The organism is Symbiopectobacterium sp. Eva_TO, assembly GCF_053848865.1.
Genome location: NZ_JBSPEY010000004.1, coordinates 3,974,094 through 3,996,407, shown reverse-complemented (window position 1 = coordinate 3,996,407; position 22,314 = coordinate 3,974,094). Strand labels below are relative to the sequence as shown.

Below are 22,314 nucleotides of genomic sequence, written 5' to 3'. Positions count from 1 at the left end.
GGGAGTCGTTATGACTGATGACCTGCTAACCAAACTTAGAACGCTGAAGCTGTCGGCAATGGCCGATGGCATGATACGCCAGCGTGAGGCACCTGGTACATACAATGAGCTGGGGTTCGCAGAACGCCTGGGGTTACTTGTCGAAGAAGAGCTACTGAATCGTGAAAACAGCCGTGTTGGGCGGTTGAGAAAGCAGGCACGGTTGCGCCACGGTGCAACCCCTGAGGGTATGTACTATCCGGTCTCCCGAGGGTTAAAGGCCGAACAGATGCGCGAGCTTCTGAACGGGCATTACATCACCCACAGCAAGAATATCCTGATAACAGGGCCAACTGGCAGCGGAAAAAGCTGGGTAGGTTATGCCCTGGGCGAGCAGGCGTGCCGGCAAAAGAGAAGCGTTCAATACTGGCGCATGGGTCGGCTGCTGGATCAGCTTGAGCAGGGCCGACTGGACGGCAGCTGGCTTAAGCAACTGAAACAGCTTCAAAAAATAGAGTTTCTTATCTTGGACGACCTTGGTCTTGAAGTTATCACAACGCGGCAATGCAATGACTTGCTGGAAATAACGGAAGAGCGATATGGGCAAACCAGCACGATCCTTATCAGCCAGTTGCCGGTGGAGCAATGGTACGGAGTGATGGAAAACCCGACGGCGGCAGATGCCTTCCTGGATCGGCTGATCCACAACTCTCACAGAGTGGAGCTTCAGGGAGAATCATTAAGGAAAAATAGCCTGGCAGTGGAAAGCGCAGAAGAAACACGCTAAAACGATAAAAAAGTTAGGTTCCCGGGTGATCGATTACGATGCGAAAACGTGATCGACCTTAGATGCGAATCGATGATCGATCGCATGCGAATACGCATTAATACAGCTAATCTTTCCGATATCTACTTTCTGACCTAAGAACTTGGCAGCCAGAACGTACATTTTTGGCGTCGGTTCAGAGGACATACGAGAATCATTTTTAATGCTGATATCGAGACAGGTTGCCATGTCGCTAAGCTTGGAATAACGCTGTTCACAACCGGTCTGAGCTAATACAGATAATCACTAACTTTCGCGCATCCGACCAGCAACATTGGCAGCGCAGCAATAACGTACTTCATCCCAACCTCCTTAGTTTTAGTCAGGATAGCATGAAAAAACTCAACATCGGCAGACTACCGAAAATGAATGTTCCGCTATTCGACAGCGGCATAGTCGTCTTCTGCCTTGACTTTGAATCATGGCAAGACATTCACCGAAAACTTGGCGTAGAGCAGCATGACAATAACAGCAATGGTCTATCTCATACTATGACCAGTACTAACGGAATGTTGCACATTATCGGCGTATTCAATGGGAAATTGTCAACGCTGGCGCACGAATGCGCACATATGGCCTTTGATATCTGTTCTCGCGTCGGCGTTGAGGTTGAGCCGGGTAAAGCCAACGAAACCTATTGCTACCTGATAAGCCGCCTCGTTGAGTTCTGTGAGCGCCATATCAAAAAGCCGGAGTGACCCGGCTTGAGCATTACTTCTTGCTGTTAGGCGTACGCTTATCTAAAACCCATTCGTTACCGGGCTTTGTGGTCGGTGGCAATTTCTCGTTGTCTTTAACAGTGGCAAAGTTATCTTTCTTGCCGCCGCGAGGGCCAACCTCTTGATAGATGCCGCCGTCTTTACCCGTGTTCTCACCCGGTTTCTTGCTCATTATGCACCTCGATATTAGTCCGGCATTGGGCGGTTAAATATCGACCTAGGTTGTTTATTAGTCAACTGCGAATACGCAGACTACTCACGCCCGGAGAGCCCATGTCAGATATTAATGCTAACGTCGCGGTCCGCATACCGTCTTCGCTGTTCGTCATGCCGCGCAGTTTTAAACCCATCCCGAACGGGAAAATTTACATCGGTCGTCCTAGGCTGTGTCCCTTAATTACATAACCTCTGGTAAAACAGGCGGATGCAGCCCAGTTTCAACATTGCCAGATAATTCCTCGCCGTTTTGTCGTAACGTGTCGCAATGCGACGGTATTCTTTCAGACGGCCAAAGCACCGCTCAACAACGTTCCGATTGCGGTAGGCGTCACGATCGAGCTTTGAACGACCATCCACCGCCATTTTTTCAGTGGATTTTCGGGGGATGACAGTTTTTATACCTCTGTTTTTCAGCTCGTTACGTAATACATGCCCGGAGTACGCCTTGTCAGCGAGTACCGCATGACCACGGCGTTTCATACTGCCGTTCTGGCGTTGAACACCAATACCGTCCAAAAGACGTAGTGCAAACTGACTTTCATGAGCCTGACCGGGGCTCAACACGATGTTTAACGGAAGACCACTTCCGTCTGTAGCCATATGGATTTTGGTGCCAAAACCACCTCGAGAGCGACCCAGCCCATTATCTCCGGTGATATCGGGATGTTTTTTTGAGCACCGGCAGCACATTTCAGCGCCCTGATATTGCTACCATCCAGCGCAGTCGCTGACCAGTCCACGAGGCCATGGGCATCAAGTGATGAAAGTAACTTATTGAAAATAATGTTAATGACTCCCGATTTTGACCATCGGTTAAAGCGGTTATAAACGGTTTTCCATGGGCCGTATCGCTCAGGTAAATCACGCCATGGGGCACCAGAGCACAGCCTCCAGAACATGCCATTGATAATCATGCGATGCTCAGCCCATGGGCGTCCGACCTGTGGTGTTGCTGGTTCAGCAGGGAGTAAGGGCTGGATGATAGTCCATGCTTCATCGGGAAGGTCGTAGCGAGCCATAGTTAAAAATGATGTAGAAACAAACAGTTAGTATAACTCATGGGATTAAGGGACACAGCCTAGTACCGACCCGACCCAGCCCCTCAATCAGGTCCCGGTTTATTATGCGAACGAATCCGGAGTAATGGTGCAGGTGGCGCAACCTCTGGTGATAAACAACGCCGGTTATCCGGTGTACAACGGCGTGGTGACCGACTTTCTCACAGAAGGTCCCTATGCGATGGCAGTTTATAACACGAGTGGTGTGCAGGAATTTTATTTCAGCAACATCATGCCGTCGATCGCCGGCGGGGAGGCCATTAACCTGAAGAAATTCCTGACCGTCCCGGAAACCAGCGTTGAGGCGCTGCCGGACGTGAATATGCGCAAGAATAAACTGCTGGGCTTTGATGCTTATGGCGATCCGATAGCAATAGCCAACCAGAAGGGCCAGTACAATCCGGTGGAAATTGCACTGACCACACCCCCCGCCCCTGAAGATAAGCAGGTATACCTGTTGATTGGGGGCTATAAGGTTCCCGCATGGCCGACGCGCGAGAACACACACATGGTTGGTTACCCGACGACCCCGCGCATTGTGTCGCCGGTTTTCAGCTTCCGGGCGGCGGTGAATCACAATTACCGCATCCCGTTTGCAATACTGAATGCGGAGCTGTCAGCTGCATTACAGGTCACGGCAGACAAGCCGGAGAGATTTACCACCTTAAAAGCCTCACGTCTGACACAAAGCAGCGGTGTGATTGACATGACCACGAATTATTCGGAGCGAGATGATGAGAGGTCGGTGATTACGCTGACTGATACTTTAAGCGGAACGATGCAAAGTTTTACCGTGTTACACAGCTATACGCCGCTGGAATCACTGACCGTAGAGACCGAGACGGTCAGTGATGGTACAATCCATATGGAATATAAGCCACAAAGTTTGCCACAAAACACCCACAGGTACGCCGCGGTCATTAAGCCAGAGGTGACTATCAGTCCCGAAGCCACCGGATTGCCCACACGCTAAATTATTTTAATGAAGCCGTTGTGGTAAGAAATAACACGGTATTTACCCCGTTTGTGACAGAGATAACCCTGGAGGCGCCGTATAAAGGAAGTCTTGAGGTGATACTGAAAGATTCGCTGAACGGATTAACGGTCTCGAAATTCGTGGATGTGGATTTTGCGGGACGGTAAGAAAGAAGTGAATAAAAAATTGGCTTTGTTGAATAAATCGAACTTTTAGGTGACTGGCGGCTCTGATCACTACATTCGTTTCAACATCAGGTCCCGATGGCAAAGCAAAAGTTTAAAATCACCAACGGGTCCGCCTACAACAATGCGCTCAGGCAGCGGGGGGACCTGTGCCGTGTTATGGCGTAAAAATGCGGTGTGAATGTGATTTGTCACGTCAAGGAAGGGGGTCGGCAGGGGCTTTGTTGAATAAAGGCTTTGTTGAATAAACAGATTTTATGCTACCAGCCCAGTAAAACGATTGTTTCCAGCAACGTAAAATCATGCAGTTAAGCCTCATGAGAAAACTGCACACCTAAGATGACAAGCATTTTCTACCAAAACTGGCATAGAAAAACAGCATGATTACCTATTATTCAACAAAGCCTAAAGCAACCTGACTCCATCGCAAGGGTGCTTAAATCGCAGAGTTCCCGGAGGTGCTGCGGCAGATGGATTTCCAGAAAGTCTCGGGCTACCGCGATATCGGCGAGGAACTTCTTGAACAGGGAGTCATGTTGGGAGAGTGAGGATGTTGTCATTGGCGCAGTATACCTTGCTCAGGTTACGGTATGCCATCGAAATCCCCCTCCCTCAAGTCTGTCAAATCTGGGCGATTCTGGCGTAGTTAGCAGGTCGAAATGGACGGTAACGTATTGATAAAATGTCGTGTATTGTCGTGCTTTGTCGTCTTTTGTCGCCTATTTTTTGAGCGATAAAGTCAGTCAATGTATTGATATTAATAGTTTTTATGTATTTTAACTCCGCTACCTGCCTATCAGTGCCAGAAATCGTCAAATACAGTAACCGGAGGACGGCGTTTGTGTTCGGTCTTTTTATACCAGTTTTCGATAATGGCGGCGCGGTCGGTGTCGAGCGCTTTTCCTTCCAGATAGTCATCGATTTCGTTATAGGTGACGCCAAGGGCGGTTTCATCAGGTAACGAAGGGCGGTTCTCTTCCAGATCGGCCGTAGGGGCTTTGGTGTACAGGTGCTGCGGACAGCCGAGTACCTGCAACAGCGCTTTCCCTTGCCGTTTATTTAAACGAAAAATAGGATTGATATCCGTGCCACCGTCACCGTATTTGGTAAAGAAACCCGTGACAGCTTCTGCGGCGTGGTCGGTGCCGACCACCAGACCCGCGTTCATGCTCGCAATGCTGTATTGCGCCTTCATGCGCTCACGTGCCTTTTCGTTGCCTTTGACAAAATCGGACAGCGTTACGCCGATGGCCGCCAGGGTGGCTTCACTCGCTTCGACGGCGGGCTTGATATTTACTGTTAACACGTTGTCCGGTTGGATGAAGGCGATGGCATCCTGGCAATCGGCCTCATCCGCCTGAATGCCATACGGCAAGCGTACAGCGATAAACTGATAACGCGTATCGCCAGTTTCGCTACGCAGCTCATTGATGGCAGTCTGGCACAGTTTGCCGGTCAGTGTAGAATCTTGCCCGCCGCTGATCCCCAGTACTAACGAACGGATGAAGGGACTGGCCTTAAGATAATTCTTTAAAAAATCAACGCTGATGCGAATCTCGGCATCGGGATCGACAGTAGGCTTAACACCCAGTGCCTGGATGATCTCTTGCTGCAATGACATGATGGCCCCCTTCCTGAACCTGTTGATACTGCGAAATAATTAGCTTGATGGGTAGAGTGTAAAGCTAATCGTCGTGAAGAAAAAGGACAAGCAGTGCGCGCGTATATTTACTTTTATTGGCGCAGCGAGGCAATAAAATGTGAACGAATGCCGATTTGAAAAATTGCCGCGAGCCATCTAGCCTTGTCAGTGACCCATTAATGAATGAGGTAATAACATGAAAAATAATCGACTACTGATATGTCTTGGTGCTGCGGGGGCTCTCCTTCTCTCTGGGTGTTCAGCCTATAATCGTGCAGAAAGTAGTTTTACCGAGTCGGTGGTTAAAGAGGTGAAGACCGGACAGACCAAACAGCAAGTGCTGCAAATTGCTGGCTCGCCTGCGTCAGAAGTACGGTTGAAAAACGCTCGAGGCACCTGCTTTAACTCATATCGTTATACACATCTTTCTAACGCACTGTTTAATCAATGAGTTACGGGTTTATCTCAGAGTGGCATTTTGAACCTCAAAAAGCCAATGGGATGGCTTGAATGCCTTAATTCACGGGGTTCTGAGCATCCTGTTCAAAAAATGGCCAAAAGATGTGTATAACGATATGGCTTTAACTACTTGTTGAAAAACCGTGATGGCACGGCGCAGAACTATTTTGTAAGTTTCAACGACCGTGGGCAAGTGTTGAACAAGGGCTTCCAAAGCTGCGAGGCCTATGACACCAATCCACAACGGTAATAGTGTTGGACAAGTTACGCTATCCTCGTCATCCTCGGCGAAAGCCGGGGACCTCTGTGAGAATAAGCGCGTTTCTTCGGCATGAGGTTCCCGCCTGTGCGGGAATGACGGTAGGCGTAGGACAGTCTGTCAGCAACGTCGAACCGGCAGGGTAGACCTGCCGGTTTTTTTATGACGCCATGCGTTTACCTGGGTATCAAGTGTGGGACGCGTTTAACACGGACTCATTGTCGGCCGCAAAACGCGACTTGTCGGTTTGTCTCAGTAACTGGCTGGTCACCGTACCCGCAGTCATTGAACCGCTCACATTGAGCGCAGTGCGCCCCATATCAATCAATGGCTCGATGGAGATCAGCAGCGCCACCAGCGTTACCGGCAATCCCATGGCGGGTAGAACGATCAATGCTGCGAAGGTGGCACCGCCGCCTACGCCCGCGACGCCGGCAGAGCTGATGGTCACGATGCCTACCAGCGTGGCAATCCACACCGGGTCCAGTGGGTTGATACCGACGGTGGGGGCAACCATCACAGCGAGCATGGCAGGATAGAGCCCGGCACAGCCATTTTGTCCAATGGTGGTACCAAAGGACGCTGCAAAGCTGGCGATTGATTCTGGTACGCCGATGCTGCGTGTTTGAGCCTCTATGCTGAGTGGAATGGTGGCTGCGCTCGAACGACTGGTAAATGCAAAGCTCAGCACCGGGGCAATTTTGCGAAAGAATCGCAGTGGGTTGATGCCGGTTGAGGCTAACAGCATCCCATGAACCACAAACATGATGCCAAGGCCAAGATAAGAGGCGACGACAAAGCTACCCAGCTTGATGATATTCTGCAAATTTGACGTTGCGACCATTTTGGTCATCAGCGCCAACACACCGTAGGGCGTCAGTTTCATCACCAGACGAACCAACTTCATCACCCAGGATTGCAGCGTATCGATCGCCGCCAAGACGCGTTCACCCTTGGCCGCATCATCGCGATGCAGTTGCAGCGCCGCAATACCGAGCAGAGCGGCGAAAATCACCGTACTGATAATTGACGTGGGGTTGGCGCCAGTAAGCTCTGCGAACGGGTTTTTCGGGATAAAAGACAGAATCAGTTGCGGCACATTGAGATCGGAGACTTTGCCCGCGTAATTACTCTCGATCGCGCTGAGACGCGCGGTTTCCTGTGCACCTTGCACCAGCCCTGAAGCGCTCAGGCCAAACAGCAGTGTAACCAGCACGCCGATCAGCGCTGCGATCAGGGTGGTTAACAACAGGGTACCCAGAGTCAGTACGCTGATTTTTCCTAATGATGATGCATTGTGCAGCTTGGCAACCGAATTCAGAATTGAAACGAAAACCAGTGGCATAACTATCATTTGTAACAGTTGAACGTAACCGTTACCCACGATGTTAAACCAGGCAACGGAAGCCTTGATGATCGGATTGTTGCCGCCATACACCAGGTGCAGCGCGAAGCCGAACAGCACGCCGATAACCAGACCGAGCAGAACCTTTTTCGCCAGACTCCACGTCGGGTTACGGTTGGCATAAGCGAGCAGGGCGATCAACGCCAAAAAAACGATAATATTTGCCAATAGCGCAACATACATACTGTCTCCTCCCTAAAAATGAAAACGGGCGCTAGGATAACAGCTCCTTATGGCTTCCGTTATACCAATCCGGCGTATCTTTTACTCAAATCGCATAGCGTCCAAGGTGGTAAGGAAAAGCACTAGCGGAGCAACTGGCTGAATTGACTGCGGGCAGAATCATACCAGCGACAAGCCTGCTCGTAGCCGTAACAGGCACCTGCGCGCGGTGTGTGGTACAGCGAAAAGCCAATCAGCGCCAGACACAGTACCCGTTCTAAATAGCTGTTCCTAATACCGCTACACTTTTGCCTGTCCATGTTTTCCACTGGGAAACGGGCTGACGGTTTCCATTAAGCGGCGAACCTTGTTCAGTAACTGCCACATTGAACAGCATTGATGATTGCGGGTAATGGTTTCATGCAACGCCTGCCATAACCCATATCGTTATACACATCTTTCTAACGCACTGTTTAATCAATGAGTTACGGGTTTATCTCAGAGTGGCATTTTGAACCTCAAAAAGCCAATGGGATGGCTTGAATTCCTTAATTCACGGGGTTCTGAGCATCCTGTTCAAAAAATGGCCAAAAGATGTGTATAACGATATGGCCATAACCACTCTACATGATTTACCCATGGTGAGTACACCGGCTGATAAATAACCCTGAATTTCGGGTTTTCTTCCAGCCAGCGCTGCGTCTCCCGGCTTTTGTGAATAATGTAGTTATCAACTATCAGCGTGAGCGTTTTTGCCCGTCTGTACGTTGCTCTCAGATGCTCTAACATGCTGATAAAAAACACGAACTTTTACTGTTTCCTCCAACATAGCTGACTTTTCCCGTCCCGCTGTGTAAGCATCCGCCAGATAATATTTCTCGTTCTGGCCCGGCGTCACGATGCGTTTCTGCTTCCCGCGAACCTGCCAGTCCGCGCCAATTTTGAGATTCAGATGAATATCCACTTCGTCTTCGTAAAAGACGGGATGTTCCGCGCTGCATTGTTCCAGCGCCATCGCGATGGCCTCCATTTTTTCTTCCTTATGCGGGTCGCGGATACGCAGCGTAGGAGCTGCGCGTCTCCACACCAGACCGGCAGAAGGCCGCCAACGGCGCACCGTGGAAGCATGCAACTGGCAACCGGTTATCTCATTGATTTTTATCGCTAGCAGTTCCGTGCTCCAGCGCGAACGCTGATAGCCAAAATCATGAGGGGAACGCTTTACGAGCTGGATTAACAGTGCGCAGATCTGTTCAAACGGCCAGCGACGGCCACGACCGGGCCGCAGAGATTTGAGGCCTTCAATGCCGTACAGGGTGAGCCAGTTAATCCATCTGCCGATTGACGAACGGGCGCAGCAAAGCATTCTGGCGACATCGCTCACGCGCTCGCCCCGGTGCAACATCAGGATGGCGGTCAGCCTGCGGGCGTGATTCTTGTCACGCGTTTTATGGAGAGTTTTCTTCATCAGGCGTCGTTCGTTACGGGGTATCGGTGCTATGCTCGACATCGCTCAGTCCGGTTGATGATTTGAGATCTTTATCGATTGATCAGATCGCTCAACTCGGACTGAGTTCCCTTCAGGTGATCTACTATTCGGAACAGTTATTTAGCAGAAAACGCTTGTAATTCTGGATGCTTGTAAAATATTCGCGATGTAAAAGGTATGAATTTTGGTAATGCATCAGTTGATTTTTCGGTATTTTGTAGTATACAATACTTCTATTCAACAATGCCTTTCAAAGAGAAACAGGACATAAACCTGATAATGTTCAGTTTCATTGGGGAAATATTTGAAAAATGAATTTTTATTTGGAATTAAGGAAATTAAACAGGCAAAGAAACATTAAAACAAAAGAATTAAAGAAAAAACTAAAAATTTTTTTCCTTAAGCTATCCTATCGAAAAAAAAGCACGTTTATTAAAGATAATTACAGAAACATATGTATATTTATGCACTCTCAGGCCATCGGGGATGCTATTGTAACATCAGGTATAATTAAAGTACTTAGAGATAATAACTTTAAGGTTTATGTGATAATACCTCCCAATATATCATTCTTATTCATAGATATGATCAAAACTGATGGTTTTTTTATATATCAAAAAAATGATTTTAATAAAATCAGAAAGTTATTAGATCTTAATATTGATCTTGTTATTGATCTTTCTGATTTCGATACATTTTCTTATTACAGACTTAAAACGCTATCATATATAAAAGCAAAACACGCAATCAGTTTTAATCAACCTCAAAATACGATTTTTGACACAAATATTATCACGCACAAGTCTGAGCACATTACCACAAGAATGATAAGCATCATTAAACTTTTTTCTATTGATAGTAAGTGCCAACCTTACCTCACATTCAATGAAAATTGTGTTTATGATGCATATATTTTCTCTCAGCAAATCAAGCTGAAAAACGAAAAAATAATTATATTCAATCCATTTGCATCCCAAAAAAATCGTAGTTTATCTACTAATCAGATTAATATAATACTAACTTACCTAAACACATTGGTAGGATATAGAACTATTGTTTTTAATTTGGGTAACAAAATAAATAATCGTTTGATGAAGCGTGTTGATATTAATCCTTTCGAGGATGCAGAGCGCTCATTTGCTCTTGTTCAGTATGCAGATATTGTTATTACAGTAGATACTGCTGTTGTTCACCTTGCTAGTGCGCTGAACAAGCGGCAATTCTGCATTTATAATAATCGTATGTTTAATTCTGTTTTTGAGAATAATATAGTGTGGGGGCCTAATAGTAACAAAGCCACTCAATTGACAACAACTCAGTTTTTAAAAACCGAGATAGGGGACGATATGACATCATTTGACACTTCAATTCTAATAGAATCATTGAGAGAAGAGTTAAATAAAACACAAGAATTTAGGCTGTGTCCCTTAATCCCATGAGTTATACTAACTGTTTGTTTCTAGATCATTTTGAACTATGGCTCGCTACGACCTTCCCGATGAAGCATGGGCTATCATCCAGCCCTTACTCCCTGCTGAACCAGCAACACCACAGGCCGGACGCCCATGGGCTGAGCATCGCATGATTATCAATGGCATGTTCTGGGGGCTGTGCTCTGGTGCCCCATGGCGTGATTTACCTGAGCGATACGGCCCATGGAAAACCGTTTATAACCGCTTTAACCGGTAATGCCTTCAAATAGTTGGCTTTTGTGATATTCTGCCGTTATTTGAGGTTTCCACGTGGTTACTGTTTTTGTTCATTGCCCTCGCTGCCATTCAGATAAAGTTTATCGACATGGCCTTAGTCCAACTAAGCGCGAACGCTTCCGGTGTCAGTGCTGTCGCCGTGTATTCCAGCTTACCTACCGCTATGAAGCGCGAAAGCCGGGAGTCAAAGAGCAGATCGTTGATATGGCCTTCAACGGTGCCGGTGTTCGCGATACCGCCAGAACGTTGAAAATCGGCATCAATACGGTCATCCGGGCTTTAAAAAGCTCTCGCCCCGCAGGATAACGTTTTCTCCCGTTGCTCACGCCGACGTCGCCCTTATCTGTGAACTTGATGAGCAATGGAGCTTCGTTGGCAGTCAGGCGCTACAGTACTGGCTCTGGTACGCTTACAATACCAAAACGGGCGGTGTTCTGGCCTACACTTTTGGCCCCCGAACCGATGAGACCTGCCGTGAATTGCTGGCTCTGTTGACACCGTTCAACATCGGCATGATTACCAGTGACAACTGGGGCAGCTATGCAAGAGAGGTTCCGAAGCAGAAACATCTGACTGGCAAGATCTTCACGCAACGCATAGAGCGCAATAACCTGACGCTCCGTACCCGCATTAAACGACTGGCGCGTAAAATGTAGTGGTCAACTAATATTGGCCACCGCATTAGACTGTATGTAGAACAGTCGCTCAGATTCGTTTGGAGTTAAGCCGCCGTTATACCAGTGAGGCCGGATAGCGCTGTAATACCCCGTGATGTAGCGGATAATCGCGTCCTGGGCTTCGCTGAAGCTGTTGTAACCCTTTGTCGGCACCCATTCTGTCTTCAGGCTGCGGAAGAACCGCTCCATTGGCGCATTATCCCAGCAGTTACCCCGCCGACTCATACTCTGCTTTATCCGGCAGCGCCACAGGGCTTGCCGGTATTGACGGCTGGTATAGTGGCTGCCCTGGTCGCTGTGGAACATGACTCCTGTTGGTTGTCCCCGGAGTTCCCAGGCCATCTGCAACGCTTTAACTGTCAGCGCCGAGTCCGGCGACGTCGACATGGCCCAGCCCACCGGTTTGCGGGCGAACAGGTCTAGCACCACCGCAAGGTAAGCCCAGCATTTGCCCGTCCAGATGTAGGTCACATCGCCGCACCAGACCTGATCCGGCGCGGTAACCGCGAACTGGCGGTTGAGATAGTTCGGTATTTCAACGTGTTCATTGCCGCCGCGTTTGTATTTGTGAGCCGGTCGCTGGCAGCTGGCGATACCCAGCTCCTTCATCAGCTTGCCAGCCAGCCAGCGCCCCATTTTGACACCGGAGCTGCCGGTGACGATGGTCGCGATACTTCGAGCGCCGGCAGAGCCGCCGCTGGCGTTCCAGGCTTCCATGACGCGGCTACACTTAACCACGCGCTCACCGTCGGGTTCATTAGCGGAAGCCTGCCAGTGCCTGTAGCTGCTGCGATGTACCTCAAAAGTTTGGCACAACGCCGTGACCGGGTATCGCGCCCTCAGCCTGTCGACTACCGTGAACCGTTGAGTGAGTCCGACATTAAGAGCGCCGTAGCCTTTTTTAGGATTTCGTTCTCCATTTCAAGGCATTGGACTTTTTTCTTCATCTCACGCAGCTCGAGCTGTTCAGGGGTAAGAGGAAGTCCCGTTGGCGTTTTTCCCTGTCGTTCAAGGCGAAGCTTATTGACCCAGCGACTAATGGCAGAATGGCTGACATTAACCGCCTCTGCGGCCTTAACGTATGTGTAGCCGTGGTCGACAACCAGCTTTGCGGCTTCGAGCTTAAATTCCGCCGTAAAATGTTTACCCATGAGGTCACCTGTCGTGTTGATGAGGTGAGCATATCACCTCCGCTCAGGTGGCCAGTATCAGTGTGCCACTACACCACTTACCCAGTGCGGTTGAGAAAATCGCCTTCGACCGCTTCCATGTAGCAAAGCAACAGGGCGAAGTGGTGGATAAAACTCGCCAGAATGAACATCCACACTTTCCTGTTGAAAGCCGGCGTCAGGCAAAGGGGACCCGCTTCCTGTGGCAGTACAGCGATAAGTGGAGACCGAATCCAGGCAGGAAAAGCTGATATGGCTGCGTGCACAGATGAAGCTGACGAGCCAGTGCTGGGCGCTGAAAGAGCTGGCAAAGGATATCTGGAACAGGCCATGGAGCGAGGAAAGACGGAATGACAGGCAGAGATGGCTGGCGCTGGCGGCCAACAGTGACGTTTCCATGATGAAAAACGCGGCGAAAACGATAGGAAAAAGGCTGTACGGGATCCTGAATGCCATGCGACACAGAGTCTCAAACGGAAATGCGGAGGCACTGAACAGCAAGATCAGGCTGCTGAGGATAAAAGCCAGGGGATACCGAAACCGGGAGCGCTTTAAGCTGGGAGTGATGTTCCAGTACGGGAAGCTGGATATGGCGTTCTGAGCCTTCCCACCATGATCGGGGAAGCCCCATCTCTGCATAGTAGAGCCTCTTACGCCCGTTGTTTGTCAGGTAATGTATAACAATGAAAATGTGGCACAGGCCCGGTTTTACCACTGCAAAGGCAATTCTGCGCTGGGATGATTTGCGCTTTATTTTTGACAAGGTATACTGCACCCATAGAAATGAAATAGTGTTTTATTATTTTCAGTTATCCGTCACAATAAAGGAACGAACATGAAAATTGCATTGATTAACGAGAACAGCCAGGCTGCCAAGAACGCTATCATTGCCGAAGCGCTGACTAAAGCCGTTGCACCGCAAGGTCACACCGTATACAACTACGGTCAGTACGCCGTTGATGACGCTGCACAACTGACCTATATCCAGAACGGTATTCTGGCAGCTATCCTGCTGAACTCTGGTGCTGCTGATTTCGTGGTAACCGGTTGTGGTAATGGTCAGGGCGCGATGCTGGCCTGTAACTCTTTCCCGGGCGTGATCTGTGGTCTGGTTGTTGACCCGTCCGATGCGTACCTGTTCTCCCAGATCAACAACGGTAACGCCGTTTCTCTGCCGTATGCCAAAGGCTTCGGCTGGGGCGCTGAGCTGAACCTGGAAAACCTGTTCAAAGAAGAAGGTGGCCGTGGCTACCCGAGCGACCGCGTTGTTCCTCAACAACGTAACAAGAAGATCCTGGACGCAGTGAAAGAAGTTACCTATAATGATCTGATCTACATCCTGAAAGGTCAGGATCTGGTTAAAGGTGCTATTTCTGGTCCTAAATTCCAAGAATACTTCTTTGCCAACAGCAAAGATGCAGAACTGACCAGCTTTATCAAATCGCTGCTGGCTACCCTGTACATGATTCTGTGTAAATGCCTTTCTCAGTAGTGACCGTCCAGGCGGTCACCGAACTCGATAATAAAACGGCTCATTGCCATACGCCAGTCCCGCAGTGGCATCGTCCATTTCTGTGAGGCCGACTGGATTGCCAGCCACACCACCTTTTTCACTGCGTCGTCAGTCGGGAACACCTTGCGTTTTTTAATCGCATGCCTGATCACACTGTTCAGCGACTCGATGGCGTTGGTTGTGTCGATGACTTTGCGGATATCTGCCGGGTAAGCGAAGAACGTTGCCAGATTGCTCCAGTTCGTCTGCCAGCTCCGGCTTATCTGTGGATAGCGGCTGTCCCATGCGCTGGCGAATGCTTCCAGCGCCTGCTGGCCTGCTTCTTCCGGTAGCGGCCTGATAGATGGCTTTCAGGTCGCGTGTGACGGCTTTGTAGTCCTTCCAAGGGACGAACCTCAGGCTGTTGCGTACCATGTGCACGATGCACAGCTGGATGCGGGCTTCCGGATACACCGCGTTGATGGCGTCCGGGAAGCCTTTCAGACCGTCGACACAGGCGATGAGGATATCGTTCAGGCCGCGGTTTTTTAGTTCTGTCAGCACATTGAGCCAGAACTTCGCGCCCTCGTTTTCGGCCAGCCACATACCCAGCAGTTCTTTCTGGCCCTCGATGTTGATACCCAGTGCCAGGAACACGGATTTATTGATGACGCGACTGTCCTGCCGGACCTTCACGATGATACAGTCAAGGTAAACAATGTGATAGACTGCATCCAGTGGACGATTTTGCCATTCAGTAACCTGTTCCATCACGGCGTCGGTGACCTTCGAGACCAGCGCCGGTGAGACATCCGCGTCATACAGCTCGTTGAACCCAGACGCTATCTCGCGGGTGGTCATCCCTCTGGTGTACAGGGACAGGATTTGGTTATCCATCCCGGTGATCCGGGTCTGGTTTTTCTTCACCAGTTGTGGTTCGAAGGAGCCATCACGATCGCGCGGAGTACGTAGTGCCAGAGGGCCATCGCCGGTGGTCACGGTGTTTGTGGAATAGCCGTTGCGGGAGTTGGTCCCCGGTTTGGACTGATTTTTATCGTAGCCCAGATGGTGGGATATTTCGGCGTTGAGAGCAGCCTCAACGCCGATTTTCTTCAGCAGGCGAGGCTTTGTTGAATAAATAGATTTTATGCTGGCAGCCCAGTGAAACGACGGATCCTCGCAACGCAAAATCATGCAGTTAGGCTTCATGAGAAAACTGTACACCTGAGGGGGACAAGCATTTTCTACCAAAAGTGGCTTGGCAAAACAGCATGACTCACTATTATTCAACAAAGCCGCAGGCGATCGAATTGGCTGAGATCGTCAGGGGTTTTGAGATTTTTGGCCAGTTCGTTAGCCAGAGCCTGCAACTGTTTTTCGTGCATAAATTAACCTGTTTTTGATGTTGGATTGAACATATCAAAATCAGGCAATTACACAAATTTATGTACAGGGTCGATTAGAACGAGGTGGTATCTTTGAACAGGCCCACTTTTAATTCGTCAGCGGTATAGATCTGCTTGCCATCAACCAACACTTCACCATCGGCAATTCCCATCACCAAACGGCGATTGATAACGCGCTTGAAGTGAATACGGTAGGTGACTTTTTTAGCCGTTGGCAATACCTGACCGGTGAATTTCACTTCACCTACACCCAGCGCACGACCTTTACCTTCACCGCCCAGCCAGCCCAGATAGAACCCGACCAACTGCCACATGGCATCCAATCCCAGGCAGCCAGGCATTACCGGATCGCCGATAAAGTGGCAACCAAAGAACCACAGGTCAGGAGTAATATCCAATTCGGCTTCGACGTAGCCTTTGCCATGATTACCGCCGTCTTCCGTCATTTTGACGACACGGTCCATCATCAACATGTTCGGGGCAGGCAACTGTGGGCCTTGAGGGCCGAGCAGTTCACCGCGGCTAGAGGCAAGAAGGTCTTCTTTCGTATAAGATTCGCGTTTATCTACCATATTCTCAGTAAGCCTTATTCTAGTCAAGCACACAGGTTAGCTTACACCTGTAAGCTGAGCAACCCAGAAACATCTGGTTAAACCAGTTTCTCACCGAAAAAACCACGGGAAGCGGCGTCGCTTAGGCGGTGAGAATTGCGCAATACACTCTTTGATCAAGCCCAACAGATTCGGCTGTTGTTCATCGTTATAGAGCATATTGGTTAATAACGTGATGGCTTCCGGCACCGTTTCCACTGGAATGATATGGAATTGCCCAGCTCGAACGGCCTCAACCACATCAGCATTTAGACTCAGGTGACGAAGATTGGCCGCTGGAATGATGACACCCTGATTGCCAGTGAGTTCTCGTCGCTGACAAATTTCAAAGAAGCCTTCAATCTTCTCATTGACACCGCCAATGGGTTGCACGCGGCCAAACTGATCGACCGACCCGGTGATCGCGAGTTGCTGATTAATCGGTTGTAGCGACAACGCACTGATTAATGCGCACAGTTCTGCCAGCGACGCACTGTCACCATCAACTTCACTGTAGGACTGCTCAAACACCAGCGATGCAGAGAAAGGCAACTGTTGTTCCAACTCCAGTTCGGAAATTAGAAATGCCTGCATGATCATCATGCCTTTGGCGTGTAAATTACCTGCCAATTCTGCTTTGCGATCGACATCGGTAAATTCGCCATCGCCAGGGTGAACCACACAGCTAATGCGAGTGGGCTCACCAAATGCCACCGGATGACCGGGATATTCGAGTACCGAGAGTCCGTTAATTTGACCAACGACTTCGCCCTCGGTTTCTATCACTATCTGCCCTAGCTCAATTTCGTCATGCATACGCTCTGCCAGATAGCCTTCTCGCCAGCGTTGGGCTGCGATCGCTTCAGTGATGGTTTGAGCGGTGATATGCGCATCCTGAGCGTAAATGGCAATGTGCTTGAGCTGATGCGTAAGCCATTGAGGACAAAGCGGCAGGCTGCCCTGATCGCCACTGTAACGTACAGCTAATTGCAGCAATGAAGGCCAGGCATCTGCCGCGAGCAAGGGGAGATGATTGGAGGTGCATAATGCATTAATGTATGCACACCAGCGCGACATATCATCTTCGTCAATCAGCGGCAATTCGGATTCAAATTCACCGTAAACGGCTAGGTCACGCAGGTCGGGTTCAATATCGTGTAGATCGCCAAGGCTTTCGCGATCGCCGACCACGATCAGCCGAATGTTCATGGGCATCGGCGGAATGGCGAGAGGTAAAGGACGCCTTTCATCAGGTGAAAGCCAATGGTATTGGCCTTCTGCGATAATTTGTTTCAGGCGTAACCACAGCAATGGCTGTGCTAACAAGGTTCGTGCGGTCAGGATCAACGTGCCGCCATTGATACGGTGTAATAAGCCGGGTTGCAGGCTAATGCGTTCCTGAAAATAACGGACACAGCCGAATAACTGTTCTGCTTCGATCCATGCCTGGAATTCGCATACCTGCTGGGCCGAGAAATTATCGTCAAGTTGTTGAGCCGGTTGAATCTCAACCCGATCGTGCTCAATACGATAACAGCTACCGTGAGGGGCTGAGATCGGTGGGCACCGATGCCTTACCTCCCCTGTAATAAGTGCGAGGTAATCATGGGTCTCTTCTGCCTTCACCAACATATAGGGTGACGGTGAGCGCGGATGGCAAAATACCTTCAGGCTATCCGCCAGCCGGGGCTGAAGTGCAGCAAAATCCAGCGATTCAAGCTTGTCTGCCCGATCGAACAGAGACTGGTAAGGCGTATGGTCGGGCAGCAGATGCTGCCATGCAAGTTGGTTATTGGTCAAAGTATCAAAGGTAGTTGTCTGAGTGAAGAGCGTGATTATACAAGAATAATACCTGCTGCACAGACGAAGTGTTGGAACGTTATGGAAATAGATAATTGATGTGTGATGACGCCATCTCTTGACGTTCATGGCAAAAACGCGAGCCCTGAGAGGAAAGTTGACTAAAAACTGTTATGCTAAGGTAAGCGTTACACGATCACTGAAGAATTTATCATGAAATATCAAAAGTTAGAGAATCTTGAGTGCGGTTGGAAATGGAAATACCTGGTGAAAAAACACCGGGAAGGTGAAGCCATCACGCGCTTCATTGAGCAAAGTGCGGTTGATGATGCGGTAGACGCGTTGCTAAAAATGGCGAACCAACCGGTGCTAGTGCTTGCCTGGATTAAACAGTGCATGAACCCTGCATTGGAAAATCGTCTCAAGCAAACGATACGTGCACGCCGCAAGCGCCATTTCAATGCCGAAAGCCAGCTCACCCGCAAAAAATCTATCGATCTTGAATATCTGGTTTGGCAACGGTTGGCGGCATTGGCAACCCGTCGTAATGCGACGCTGTCTGAAACCGTAGTGCAATTGATTGAAGATGCTGAGTCAAAAGAGCGTTATGCGACTCAAATGTCATTGCTAAAACAGGATCTGAAAGCGATCTTGTCTCAAGACGATGGCAACATAAAAAACAGCTGATCGAAAAAGAATTCTTCAAAAAAAGGAAGTAAAAAAAAACCTCGCAATCGCGAGGTTTTTTATCAGTATAAGGTTATTCAGAAACGAATAACTTAAGCCTGAGGCTGAGAAACGACGTCTTTGATGCCTTTAACTTCGATCTCAACGCGACGATCCGGTGCCAGGCAGTCGATCAACGCTGCACGCGGTTTCGTGTTATCGCAGGTAGAACCGGTAACCGGGTTGGATTTACCCATGCCACGCGCAGAGATCTTGTTAGCCGGGATACCCTTCGATACCAGGTAAGACACGACGTTCTGAGCACGACGTTCAGACAGCGCTTGGTTAGCTTCTACAGAACCGATGCGGTCAGTGAAGCCCAGAACAACAAGAGAGCCGTCTTTAGGATCCAGATTGTTCAGTTGGCTGTACAGTTGGTCCAGAGACTGACGACCTTCTGGTTTCAGTGTGTCCTTAGCGAAGTTGAACAGAACGTCAGAACGCAGTGTGAAACGCTTGGTTTCTACAACTGGTGCTGGTGCTGGTGCTGCAACAACCGGTGCCGGAGCATCACCCTGACCGAAACGGTAGGAAACGCCAACGCTCATCAGCAGGTTATCCGGACGTGCGCCAACGGTGCCAGCATCGCCAATGTTGTTGGTCCACTGGTAGTCAACACGTGCAGCCCAGTCACGATCGAAAGCGTATTCGATACCAACAGCAGCCAGTGGAGATACACCAGTGTCGCTGTCGCTCAACTGCTGAGTAGTGCCATTTTTGCCGTTAGCGTCAACACGCCATACCATGCCGCCCAGACGAGTGTATACGTCCAGATCTTGCATTACCGGGTAGCTTAATTTCGCGGCCAACTGAACGCCCTGAGCTTTGAAAGCGGCACTGTCAGTTGCACTGTTCTGAGAACCTGAATATTTCAAACGGCCCAGCCAGTCATAACCTAATTCAAAGCCCAGATATTGGTTTGCCTGATAGCCGACGAATGCGCCTGCGCCCAGTTTGCTCTTGATTGGGTTATTGTTAATACCCTCGAAACCATTACCGTAGAAACCGGTGTCATTGAACTGGGAAACACCCAGTTTACCGCCAACGTACCAGGTTTCTTCTTTGGGGGCTGCTTGTGCTACTGTAGCAAAGCCAGCCAGTGCCACTGCAATTGCTGTTTTTTTCATTTTACGCCTCATTATCATCCAAACCGGTAATCAGCATTAATGCCAATAGGCCTTTGGTTAAATCCTTGACTGAAGCCACTGCTCTTAATTTATAACTTACTGCCAGCCAACTGGCATTAGCAAAGAGCAACTCCAGCGCGTTAAAGTCTACAACGTGATACGAAAGTTACAAGTACGATATGAGCTGCCTTGTAGAAAAAACAGCGTTTCGTACATACTTCCTAACAAATAATAGTTTATTTTGGCGAATCGCAACGTTTATCCGTAATGGTCGACGCGCATCACACCTGCTTATCCGTGGTTTTAGCGTCAAACAAATCAGGATGGCGACACGCAGATGAGAAAACTCTTAATTTACTTAATGGTACAGCGTTGAATGAATTTTTAGGCGAGAAAATAGTCCATCCTCTTCTCCGTTTATACACTGTGGTCTCATGATAAACCCGTAGGCGTTTCCTTTTTGGGCAGCTTGCCTCAAACGCATACTTTCTTCTTCTGTCAAATGGTGCTCAAGCCAGCATAAGACAACGCTGTAATTTCCCGTTAACAGAGCTTTTTCCATGGCATCCACGGTTTCATTGGGGTTGAGGTGATAAGGTTGAATAACTTTATCCAACGGTAAACCCGATTGCTGTAACCAGTGGCGGCTAATTTTTTGTTGTGGGGCCAGCCACAGTAGCCAGCGTGATTGCGCGGCTAATTGTTGCAAAAGGGGAAGTAACAGAAGCGTTGTCATTGGGTGCTCAACACTGTAGTCGATTTCGCTGATGATACCGCTGCCATATCCTGCAACAGTGTGCCGTGGCATCGGGGCGCTGTGCAGTGAGGCTGGCTGATGACGACCCTGTACATGATTCTGTGTAAATGCCTTTCTCAGTAGTGACCGTCCAGGCGGTCACCGAACTCGATAATAAAACGGCTCATTGCCATACGCCAGTCCCGTAGTGGCATCGTCCATTTCTGTGAGGCCGACGGGATTGCCAGCCACACCACCTTTTTCACTGCGTCGTCAGTCGGGAACACCTTGCGTTTTTTAATCGCATGCCGGATCACACTGTTCAGCGACTCGATGGCGTTGGTTGTGTCGATGACTTTGCGGATATCTGCCGGGTAAGCGAAGAACGTTGCCAGATTGCTCCAGTTCGTCTGCCAGCTCCGGCTTATCTGTGGATAGCGGCTGTCCCATGCGCTAGCGAATGCTTCCAGCGCCTGCTGGCCTGCTTCTTCCGTAGCGGCCTGATAGATGGCTTTCAGGTCGCGTGTGACGGCTTTGTAGTCCTTCCAAGGGACGAACCTCAGGCTGTTGCGTACCATGTGCACGATGCACAGCTGGATGCGGGCTTCCGGATACACCGCGTTGATGGCGTCCGGGAAGCCTTTCAGACCGTCGACACAGGCGATGAGGATATCGTTCAGGCCGCGGTTTTTTAGTTCTGTCAGCACATTGAGCCAGAACTTCGCGCCCTCGTTTTCGGCCAGCCACATACCCAGCAGTTCTTTCTGGCCCTCGATGTTGATACCCAGTGCCAGGAACACGGATTTATTGATGACGCGACTGTCCTGCCGGACCTTCAGGATGATACAGTCAAGGTAAACAATGGGATAGACTGCATCCAGTGGACGATTTTGCCATTCAGTAACCTGTTCCATCACGGCGTCGGTGACCTTGGAGACCAGCGCCGGTGAGACATCCGCGTCATACAGCTCGTTGAACGCAGACGCTATCTCGCGGGTGGTCATCCCTCTGGCGTACAGGGACAGGATTTGGTTATCCATCCCGGTGATCCGGGTCTGGTTTTTCTTCACCAGTTGTGGTTCGAAGGAGCCATCACTATCGCGCGGAGTACGTAGTTCCAGAGGGCCATCGCCGGTGGTCACGGTGTTTGTGGAATAGCCGTTGCGGGAGTTGGCCCCCGGTTTGGGCTGATTTTTATCGTAGCCCAGATGGTGGGACATTTCGGCGTTGAGAGCAGCCTCAACGCTGATTTTCTTCAGCAGGCGATCGAATTGGCTGAGATCGTCAGGGGTTTTGAGATTTTTGGCCAGTTCGTTAACCAGAGCCTGCAACTGTTTTTCGTCCATAAATTAACCTGTTTTTGATGTTGGATTGAACATATCAAAATCAGGCAATTACACAAATTTATGTACAGGGTCCTGATGAAGTTCTGAACGAATAGAGTGCGCACACATGATGGGTTTCATCCTTAGTGTTACTGTATGTGTATGGGTCTTCCCCGATC

General features: G+C 49.5%; 21 protein-coding genes and 8 pseudogenes. 12 read left to right on the top strand and 17 right to left on the bottom strand.

Annotation, left to right across the window (positions count from 1 at the left end; all coding sequences use genetic code 11):
* Positions 1-10 precede the first annotated feature (10 nt).
* On the top strand, positions 11-766 hold the full coding sequence (istB, locus tag ACWWJF_RS23510) for an IS21-like element helper ATPase IstB (protein ID WP_455869020.1): 756 nt from the start codon (positions 11-13) through the stop codon (positions 764-766).
* Positions 767-871: 105 nt separating this feature from the next.
* Here istB and ACWWJF_RS23505 read toward each other — a convergent pair.
* Positions 872-1,107 (bottom strand): annotated as a pseudogene (locus tag ACWWJF_RS23505) (hypothetical protein); the annotation flags it as partial.
* Between the two features lie 30 nt (positions 1,108-1,137).
* Between ACWWJF_RS23505 and ACWWJF_RS23500 the strand changes: the two are divergent.
* Positions 1,138-1,503: a hypothetical protein gene (locus ACWWJF_RS23500; protein ID WP_455870717.1), complete on the top strand. Its 366-nt coding sequence runs from the start codon at positions 1,138-1,140 to the stop codon at positions 1,501-1,503.
* Between the two features lie 13 nt (positions 1,504-1,516).
* Here the strand turns inward: ACWWJF_RS23500 and ACWWJF_RS23495 are convergent, their stop codons facing one another.
* On the bottom strand, positions 1,517-1,696 hold the full coding sequence (locus tag ACWWJF_RS23495; RefSeq protein WP_455870016.1) for a hypothetical protein: 180 nt from the start codon (positions 1,694-1,696) through the stop codon (positions 1,517-1,519).
* Between the two features lie 101 nt (positions 1,697-1,797).
* Here ACWWJF_RS23495 and ACWWJF_RS23490 point away from each other — a divergent pair, with 101 nt between their 5' ends.
* The gene (locus ACWWJF_RS23490; RefSeq protein WP_455870716.1) at positions 1,798-1,929 is read left to right on the top strand and encodes a phage tailspike protein; all 132 of its coding nucleotides are present in this window, start codon (positions 1,798-1,800) and stop codon (positions 1,927-1,929) included.
* On the opposite strand, the gene ACWWJF_RS23485 is transcribed toward ACWWJF_RS23490, so the two are convergent.
* A protein-coding gene (locus tag ACWWJF_RS23485; RefSeq protein ID WP_455870715.1) for an IS5 family transposase occupies positions 1,918-2,762 on the bottom strand; the annotation gives its coding sequence in 2 pieces (ribosomal slippage) (positions 1,918-2,417 and positions 2,417-2,762; 846 coding nt in all). The two genes, ACWWJF_RS23490 and ACWWJF_RS23485, sit on opposite strands and share 12 nt — an antisense overlap.
* Positions 2,763-2,832: 70 nt before the next feature.
* Here ACWWJF_RS23485 and ACWWJF_RS23480 point away from each other — a divergent pair.
* Positions 2,833-3,774 (top strand): annotated as a pseudogene (locus ACWWJF_RS23480) (phage tailspike protein); the annotation flags it as partial.
* A gap of 595 nt (positions 3,775-4,369) precedes the next feature.
* Here ACWWJF_RS23480 and ACWWJF_RS23475 read toward each other — a convergent pair.
* Positions 4,370-4,522: pseudogene (locus tag ACWWJF_RS23475) on the bottom strand (Rpn family recombination-promoting nuclease/putative transposase); the annotation flags it as partial.
* Positions 4,523-4,758: 236 nt separating this feature from the next.
* Positions 4,759-5,583 carry an ammonia-dependent NAD(+) synthetase gene (nadE, locus tag ACWWJF_RS23470; protein WP_455870714.1) on the bottom strand — a complete coding sequence of 275 codons (825 nt, stop codon included), beginning with the start codon at positions 5,581-5,583 and terminating at the stop codon, positions 4,759-4,761.
* 217 nt (positions 5,584-5,800) lie between these two features.
* Here nadE and osmE point away from each other — a divergent pair, with 217 nt between their 5' ends.
* Together osmE and ACWWJF_RS23460 are read left to right on the top strand one after the other, a co-directional pair.
* Complete coding sequence (gene osmE / locus ACWWJF_RS23465; protein WP_455870713.1) at positions 5,801-6,055, top strand: osmotically-inducible lipoprotein OsmE; 255 nt, start codon at positions 5,801-5,803, stop codon at positions 6,053-6,055.
* Positions 6,056-6,187: 132 nt separating this feature from the next.
* Positions 6,188-6,313, top strand: a pseudogene (locus ACWWJF_RS23460) (osmotically-inducible lipoprotein OsmE); the annotation flags it as partial.
* A gap of 196 nt (positions 6,314-6,509) precedes the next feature.
* Here the strand turns inward: ACWWJF_RS23460 and ACWWJF_RS23455 are convergent.
* The 4 genes from ACWWJF_RS23455 to ACWWJF_RS23440 form a co-directional block, all read right to left on the bottom strand.
* On the bottom strand, positions 6,510-7,910 hold the full coding sequence (locus ACWWJF_RS23455) for an L-cystine transporter (protein WP_455870712.1): 1,401 nt from the start codon (positions 7,908-7,910) through the stop codon (positions 6,510-6,512).
* Positions 7,911-8,189: 279 nt separating this feature from the next.
* A complete protein-coding gene (locus tag ACWWJF_RS23450; protein ID WP_455870711.1) occupies positions 8,190-8,315 on the bottom strand; it encodes a hypothetical protein in 126 nt (41 codons plus the stop codon).
* A gap of 150 nt (positions 8,316-8,465) precedes the next feature.
* On the bottom strand, positions 8,466-8,678 hold the full coding sequence (locus tag ACWWJF_RS23445; protein ID WP_455870710.1) for a transposase: 213 nt from the start codon (positions 8,676-8,678) through the stop codon (positions 8,466-8,468).
* A complete protein-coding gene (locus ACWWJF_RS23440; RefSeq protein WP_455870709.1) occupies positions 8,620-9,399 on the bottom strand; it encodes an IS630 family transposase in 780 nt (259 codons plus the stop codon). The genes ACWWJF_RS23445 and ACWWJF_RS23440 overlap by 59 nt, the downstream gene beginning before the upstream one ends.
* Positions 9,400-9,701: 302 nt before the next feature.
* On the opposite strand from ACWWJF_RS23440, the gene ACWWJF_RS23435 reads away from it, so the two are divergent.
* The 3 genes and pseudogenes from ACWWJF_RS23435 to ACWWJF_RS23425 all read left to right on the top strand — a co-directional run.
* The gene (locus tag ACWWJF_RS23435; RefSeq protein WP_455870708.1) at positions 9,702-10,817 is read left to right on the top strand and encodes a glycosyltransferase family 9 protein; all 1,116 of its coding nucleotides are present in this window, start codon (positions 9,702-9,704) and stop codon (positions 10,815-10,817) included.
* Between the two features lie 37 nt (positions 10,818-10,854).
* Positions 10,855-11,064 (top strand): annotated as a pseudogene (locus ACWWJF_RS23430) (transposase); the annotation flags it as partial.
* A 56-nt stretch (positions 11,065-11,120) separates the two neighbouring features.
* Positions 11,121-11,737: pseudogene (locus tag ACWWJF_RS23425) on the top strand (IS1 family transposase); the annotation flags it as partial.
* 9 nt (positions 11,738-11,746) lie between these two features.
* On the opposite strand, the gene ACWWJF_RS23420 reads toward ACWWJF_RS23425, so the two are convergent.
* Positions 11,747-12,915 (bottom strand): IS3 family transposase gene (locus ACWWJF_RS23420; protein WP_455868400.1). Its coding sequence is split into 2 segments (ribosomal slippage): positions 11,747-12,660 and positions 12,660-12,915, totalling 1,170 coding nucleotides; the frame shifts between segments, so codons are not numbered across the junction.
* 74 nt (positions 12,916-12,989) lie between these two features.
* Here ACWWJF_RS23420 and ACWWJF_RS23415 point away from each other — a divergent pair.
* Together ACWWJF_RS23415 and ACWWJF_RS23410 are read left to right on the top strand one after the other, a co-directional pair.
* Positions 12,990-13,534, top strand: a pseudogene (locus ACWWJF_RS23415) (transposase); the annotation flags it as partial.
* 234 nt (positions 13,535-13,768) lie between these two features.
* Positions 13,769-14,425, top strand: a complete 657-nt coding sequence (locus ACWWJF_RS23410) for an RpiB/LacA/LacB family sugar-phosphate isomerase (RefSeq protein WP_455870707.1) — start codon at positions 13,769-13,771, stop codon at positions 14,423-14,425.
* On the opposite strand, the gene ACWWJF_RS23405 is transcribed toward ACWWJF_RS23410, so the two are convergent.
* The 4 genes and pseudogenes from ACWWJF_RS23405 to ACWWJF_RS23390 form a co-directional block, all read right to left on the bottom strand.
* Positions 14,419-14,709 carry a transposase gene (locus ACWWJF_RS23405; protein ID WP_455871232.1) on the bottom strand — a complete coding sequence of 97 codons (291 nt, stop codon included), beginning with the start codon at positions 14,707-14,709 and terminating at the stop codon, positions 14,419-14,421. The genes ACWWJF_RS23410 and ACWWJF_RS23405 overlap by 7 nt on opposite strands.
* A pseudogene (locus ACWWJF_RS23400) lies at positions 14,690-15,619 on the bottom strand (IS256 family transposase); the annotation flags it as partial. The pseudogene ACWWJF_RS23400 and the gene ACWWJF_RS23405, both read right to left, overlap by 20 nt.
* A gap of 265 nt (positions 15,620-15,884) precedes the next feature.
* Complete coding sequence (gene fabA / locus ACWWJF_RS23395) at positions 15,885-16,403, bottom strand: bifunctional 3-hydroxydecanoyl-ACP dehydratase/trans-2-decenoyl-ACP isomerase (RefSeq protein WP_455870706.1); 519 nt, start codon at positions 16,401-16,403, stop codon at positions 15,885-15,887.
* Between the two features lie 90 nt (positions 16,404-16,493).
* On the bottom strand, positions 16,494-18,221 hold the full coding sequence (locus ACWWJF_RS23390) for an AAA family ATPase (protein WP_455870705.1): 1,728 nt from the start codon (positions 18,219-18,221) through the stop codon (positions 16,494-16,496).
* Between the two features lie 213 nt (positions 18,222-18,434).
* Between ACWWJF_RS23390 and matP the strand changes: the two genes are divergently transcribed.
* Positions 18,435-18,908 (top strand): macrodomain Ter protein MatP, encoded by a 474-nt coding sequence (gene matP / locus ACWWJF_RS23385; protein WP_455870704.1) that lies wholly within the window; start codon positions 18,435-18,437, stop codon positions 18,906-18,908.
* Positions 18,909-19,000: 92 nt separating this feature from the next.
* Here the strand turns inward: matP and ompA are convergent, their stop codons facing one another.
* From ompA to ACWWJF_RS23370, 3 genes are all read right to left on the bottom strand, one after another.
* Entirely contained in the window at positions 19,001-20,074 is a 1,074-nt protein-coding gene (gene ompA, locus ACWWJF_RS23380) for a porin OmpA (protein ID WP_455870703.1), read from the bottom strand.
* Between the two features lie 358 nt (positions 20,075-20,432).
* The gene (sulA, locus tag ACWWJF_RS23375) at positions 20,433-20,951 is read right to left on the bottom strand and encodes an SOS-induced cell division inhibitor SulA (protein WP_455871231.1); all 519 of its coding nucleotides are present in this window, start codon (positions 20,949-20,951) and stop codon (positions 20,433-20,435) included.
* Complete coding sequence (locus tag ACWWJF_RS23370) at positions 20,948-22,156, bottom strand: IS256 family transposase (protein WP_455870702.1); 1,209 nt, start codon at positions 22,154-22,156, stop codon at positions 20,948-20,950. The genes sulA and ACWWJF_RS23370 overlap by 4 nt, the downstream gene beginning before the upstream one ends.
* Positions 22,157-22,314 lie beyond the last annotated feature (158 nt).

Excerpts from the sequence above, each read along its gene's own strand:
- istB (WP_455869020.1), top strand. The coding sequence starts at position 11 with ATGACTGATGACCTGCTAACCAAACTTAGAACGCTGAAGCTGTCGGCA.
- ACWWJF_RS23370 (WP_455870702.1), bottom strand. The coding sequence starts at position 22,156 with ATGGACGAAAAACAGTTGCAGGCTCTGGTTAACGAACTGGCCAAAAAT.
- fabA (WP_455870706.1), bottom strand. The coding sequence starts at position 16,403 with ATGGTAGATAAACGCGAATCTTATACGAAAGAAGACCTTCTTGCCTCT.
- ompA (WP_455870703.1), bottom strand. The coding sequence starts at position 20,074 with ATGAAAAAAACAGCAATTGCAGTGGCACTGGCTGGCTTTGCTACAGTA.
- ACWWJF_RS23455 (WP_455870712.1), bottom strand. The coding sequence starts at position 7,910 with ATGTATGTTGCGCTATTGGCAAATATTATCGTTTTTTTGGCGTTGATC.
- ACWWJF_RS23440 (WP_455870709.1), bottom strand. The coding sequence starts at position 9,399 with ATGTCGAGCATAGCACCGATACCCCGTAACGAACGACGCCTGATGAAG.
- ACWWJF_RS23500 (WP_455870717.1), top strand. The coding sequence starts at position 1,138 with ATGAAAAAACTCAACATCGGCAGACTACCGAAAATGAATGTTCCGCTA.
- ACWWJF_RS23445 (WP_455870710.1), bottom strand. The coding sequence starts at position 8,678 with ATGTTAGAGCATCTGAGAGCAACGTACAGACGGGCAAAAACGCTCACG.
- ACWWJF_RS23490 (WP_455870716.1), top strand. The coding sequence starts at position 1,798 with ATGTCAGATATTAATGCTAACGTCGCGGTCCGCATACCGTCTTCGCTG.
- ACWWJF_RS23495 (WP_455870016.1), bottom strand. The coding sequence starts at position 1,696 with ATGAGCAAGAAACCGGGTGAGAACACGGGTAAAGACGGCGGCATCTAT.
- osmE (WP_455870713.1), top strand. The coding sequence starts at position 5,801 with ATGAAAAATAATCGACTACTGATATGTCTTGGTGCTGCGGGGGCTCTC.
- matP (WP_455870704.1), top strand. The coding sequence starts at position 18,435 with ATGAAATATCAAAAGTTAGAGAATCTTGAGTGCGGTTGGAAATGGAAA.
- ACWWJF_RS23410 (WP_455870707.1), top strand. The coding sequence starts at position 13,769 with ATGAAAATTGCATTGATTAACGAGAACAGCCAGGCTGCCAAGAACGCT.
- nadE (WP_455870714.1), bottom strand. The coding sequence starts at position 5,583 with ATGTCATTGCAGCAAGAGATCATCCAGGCACTGGGTGTTAAGCCTACT.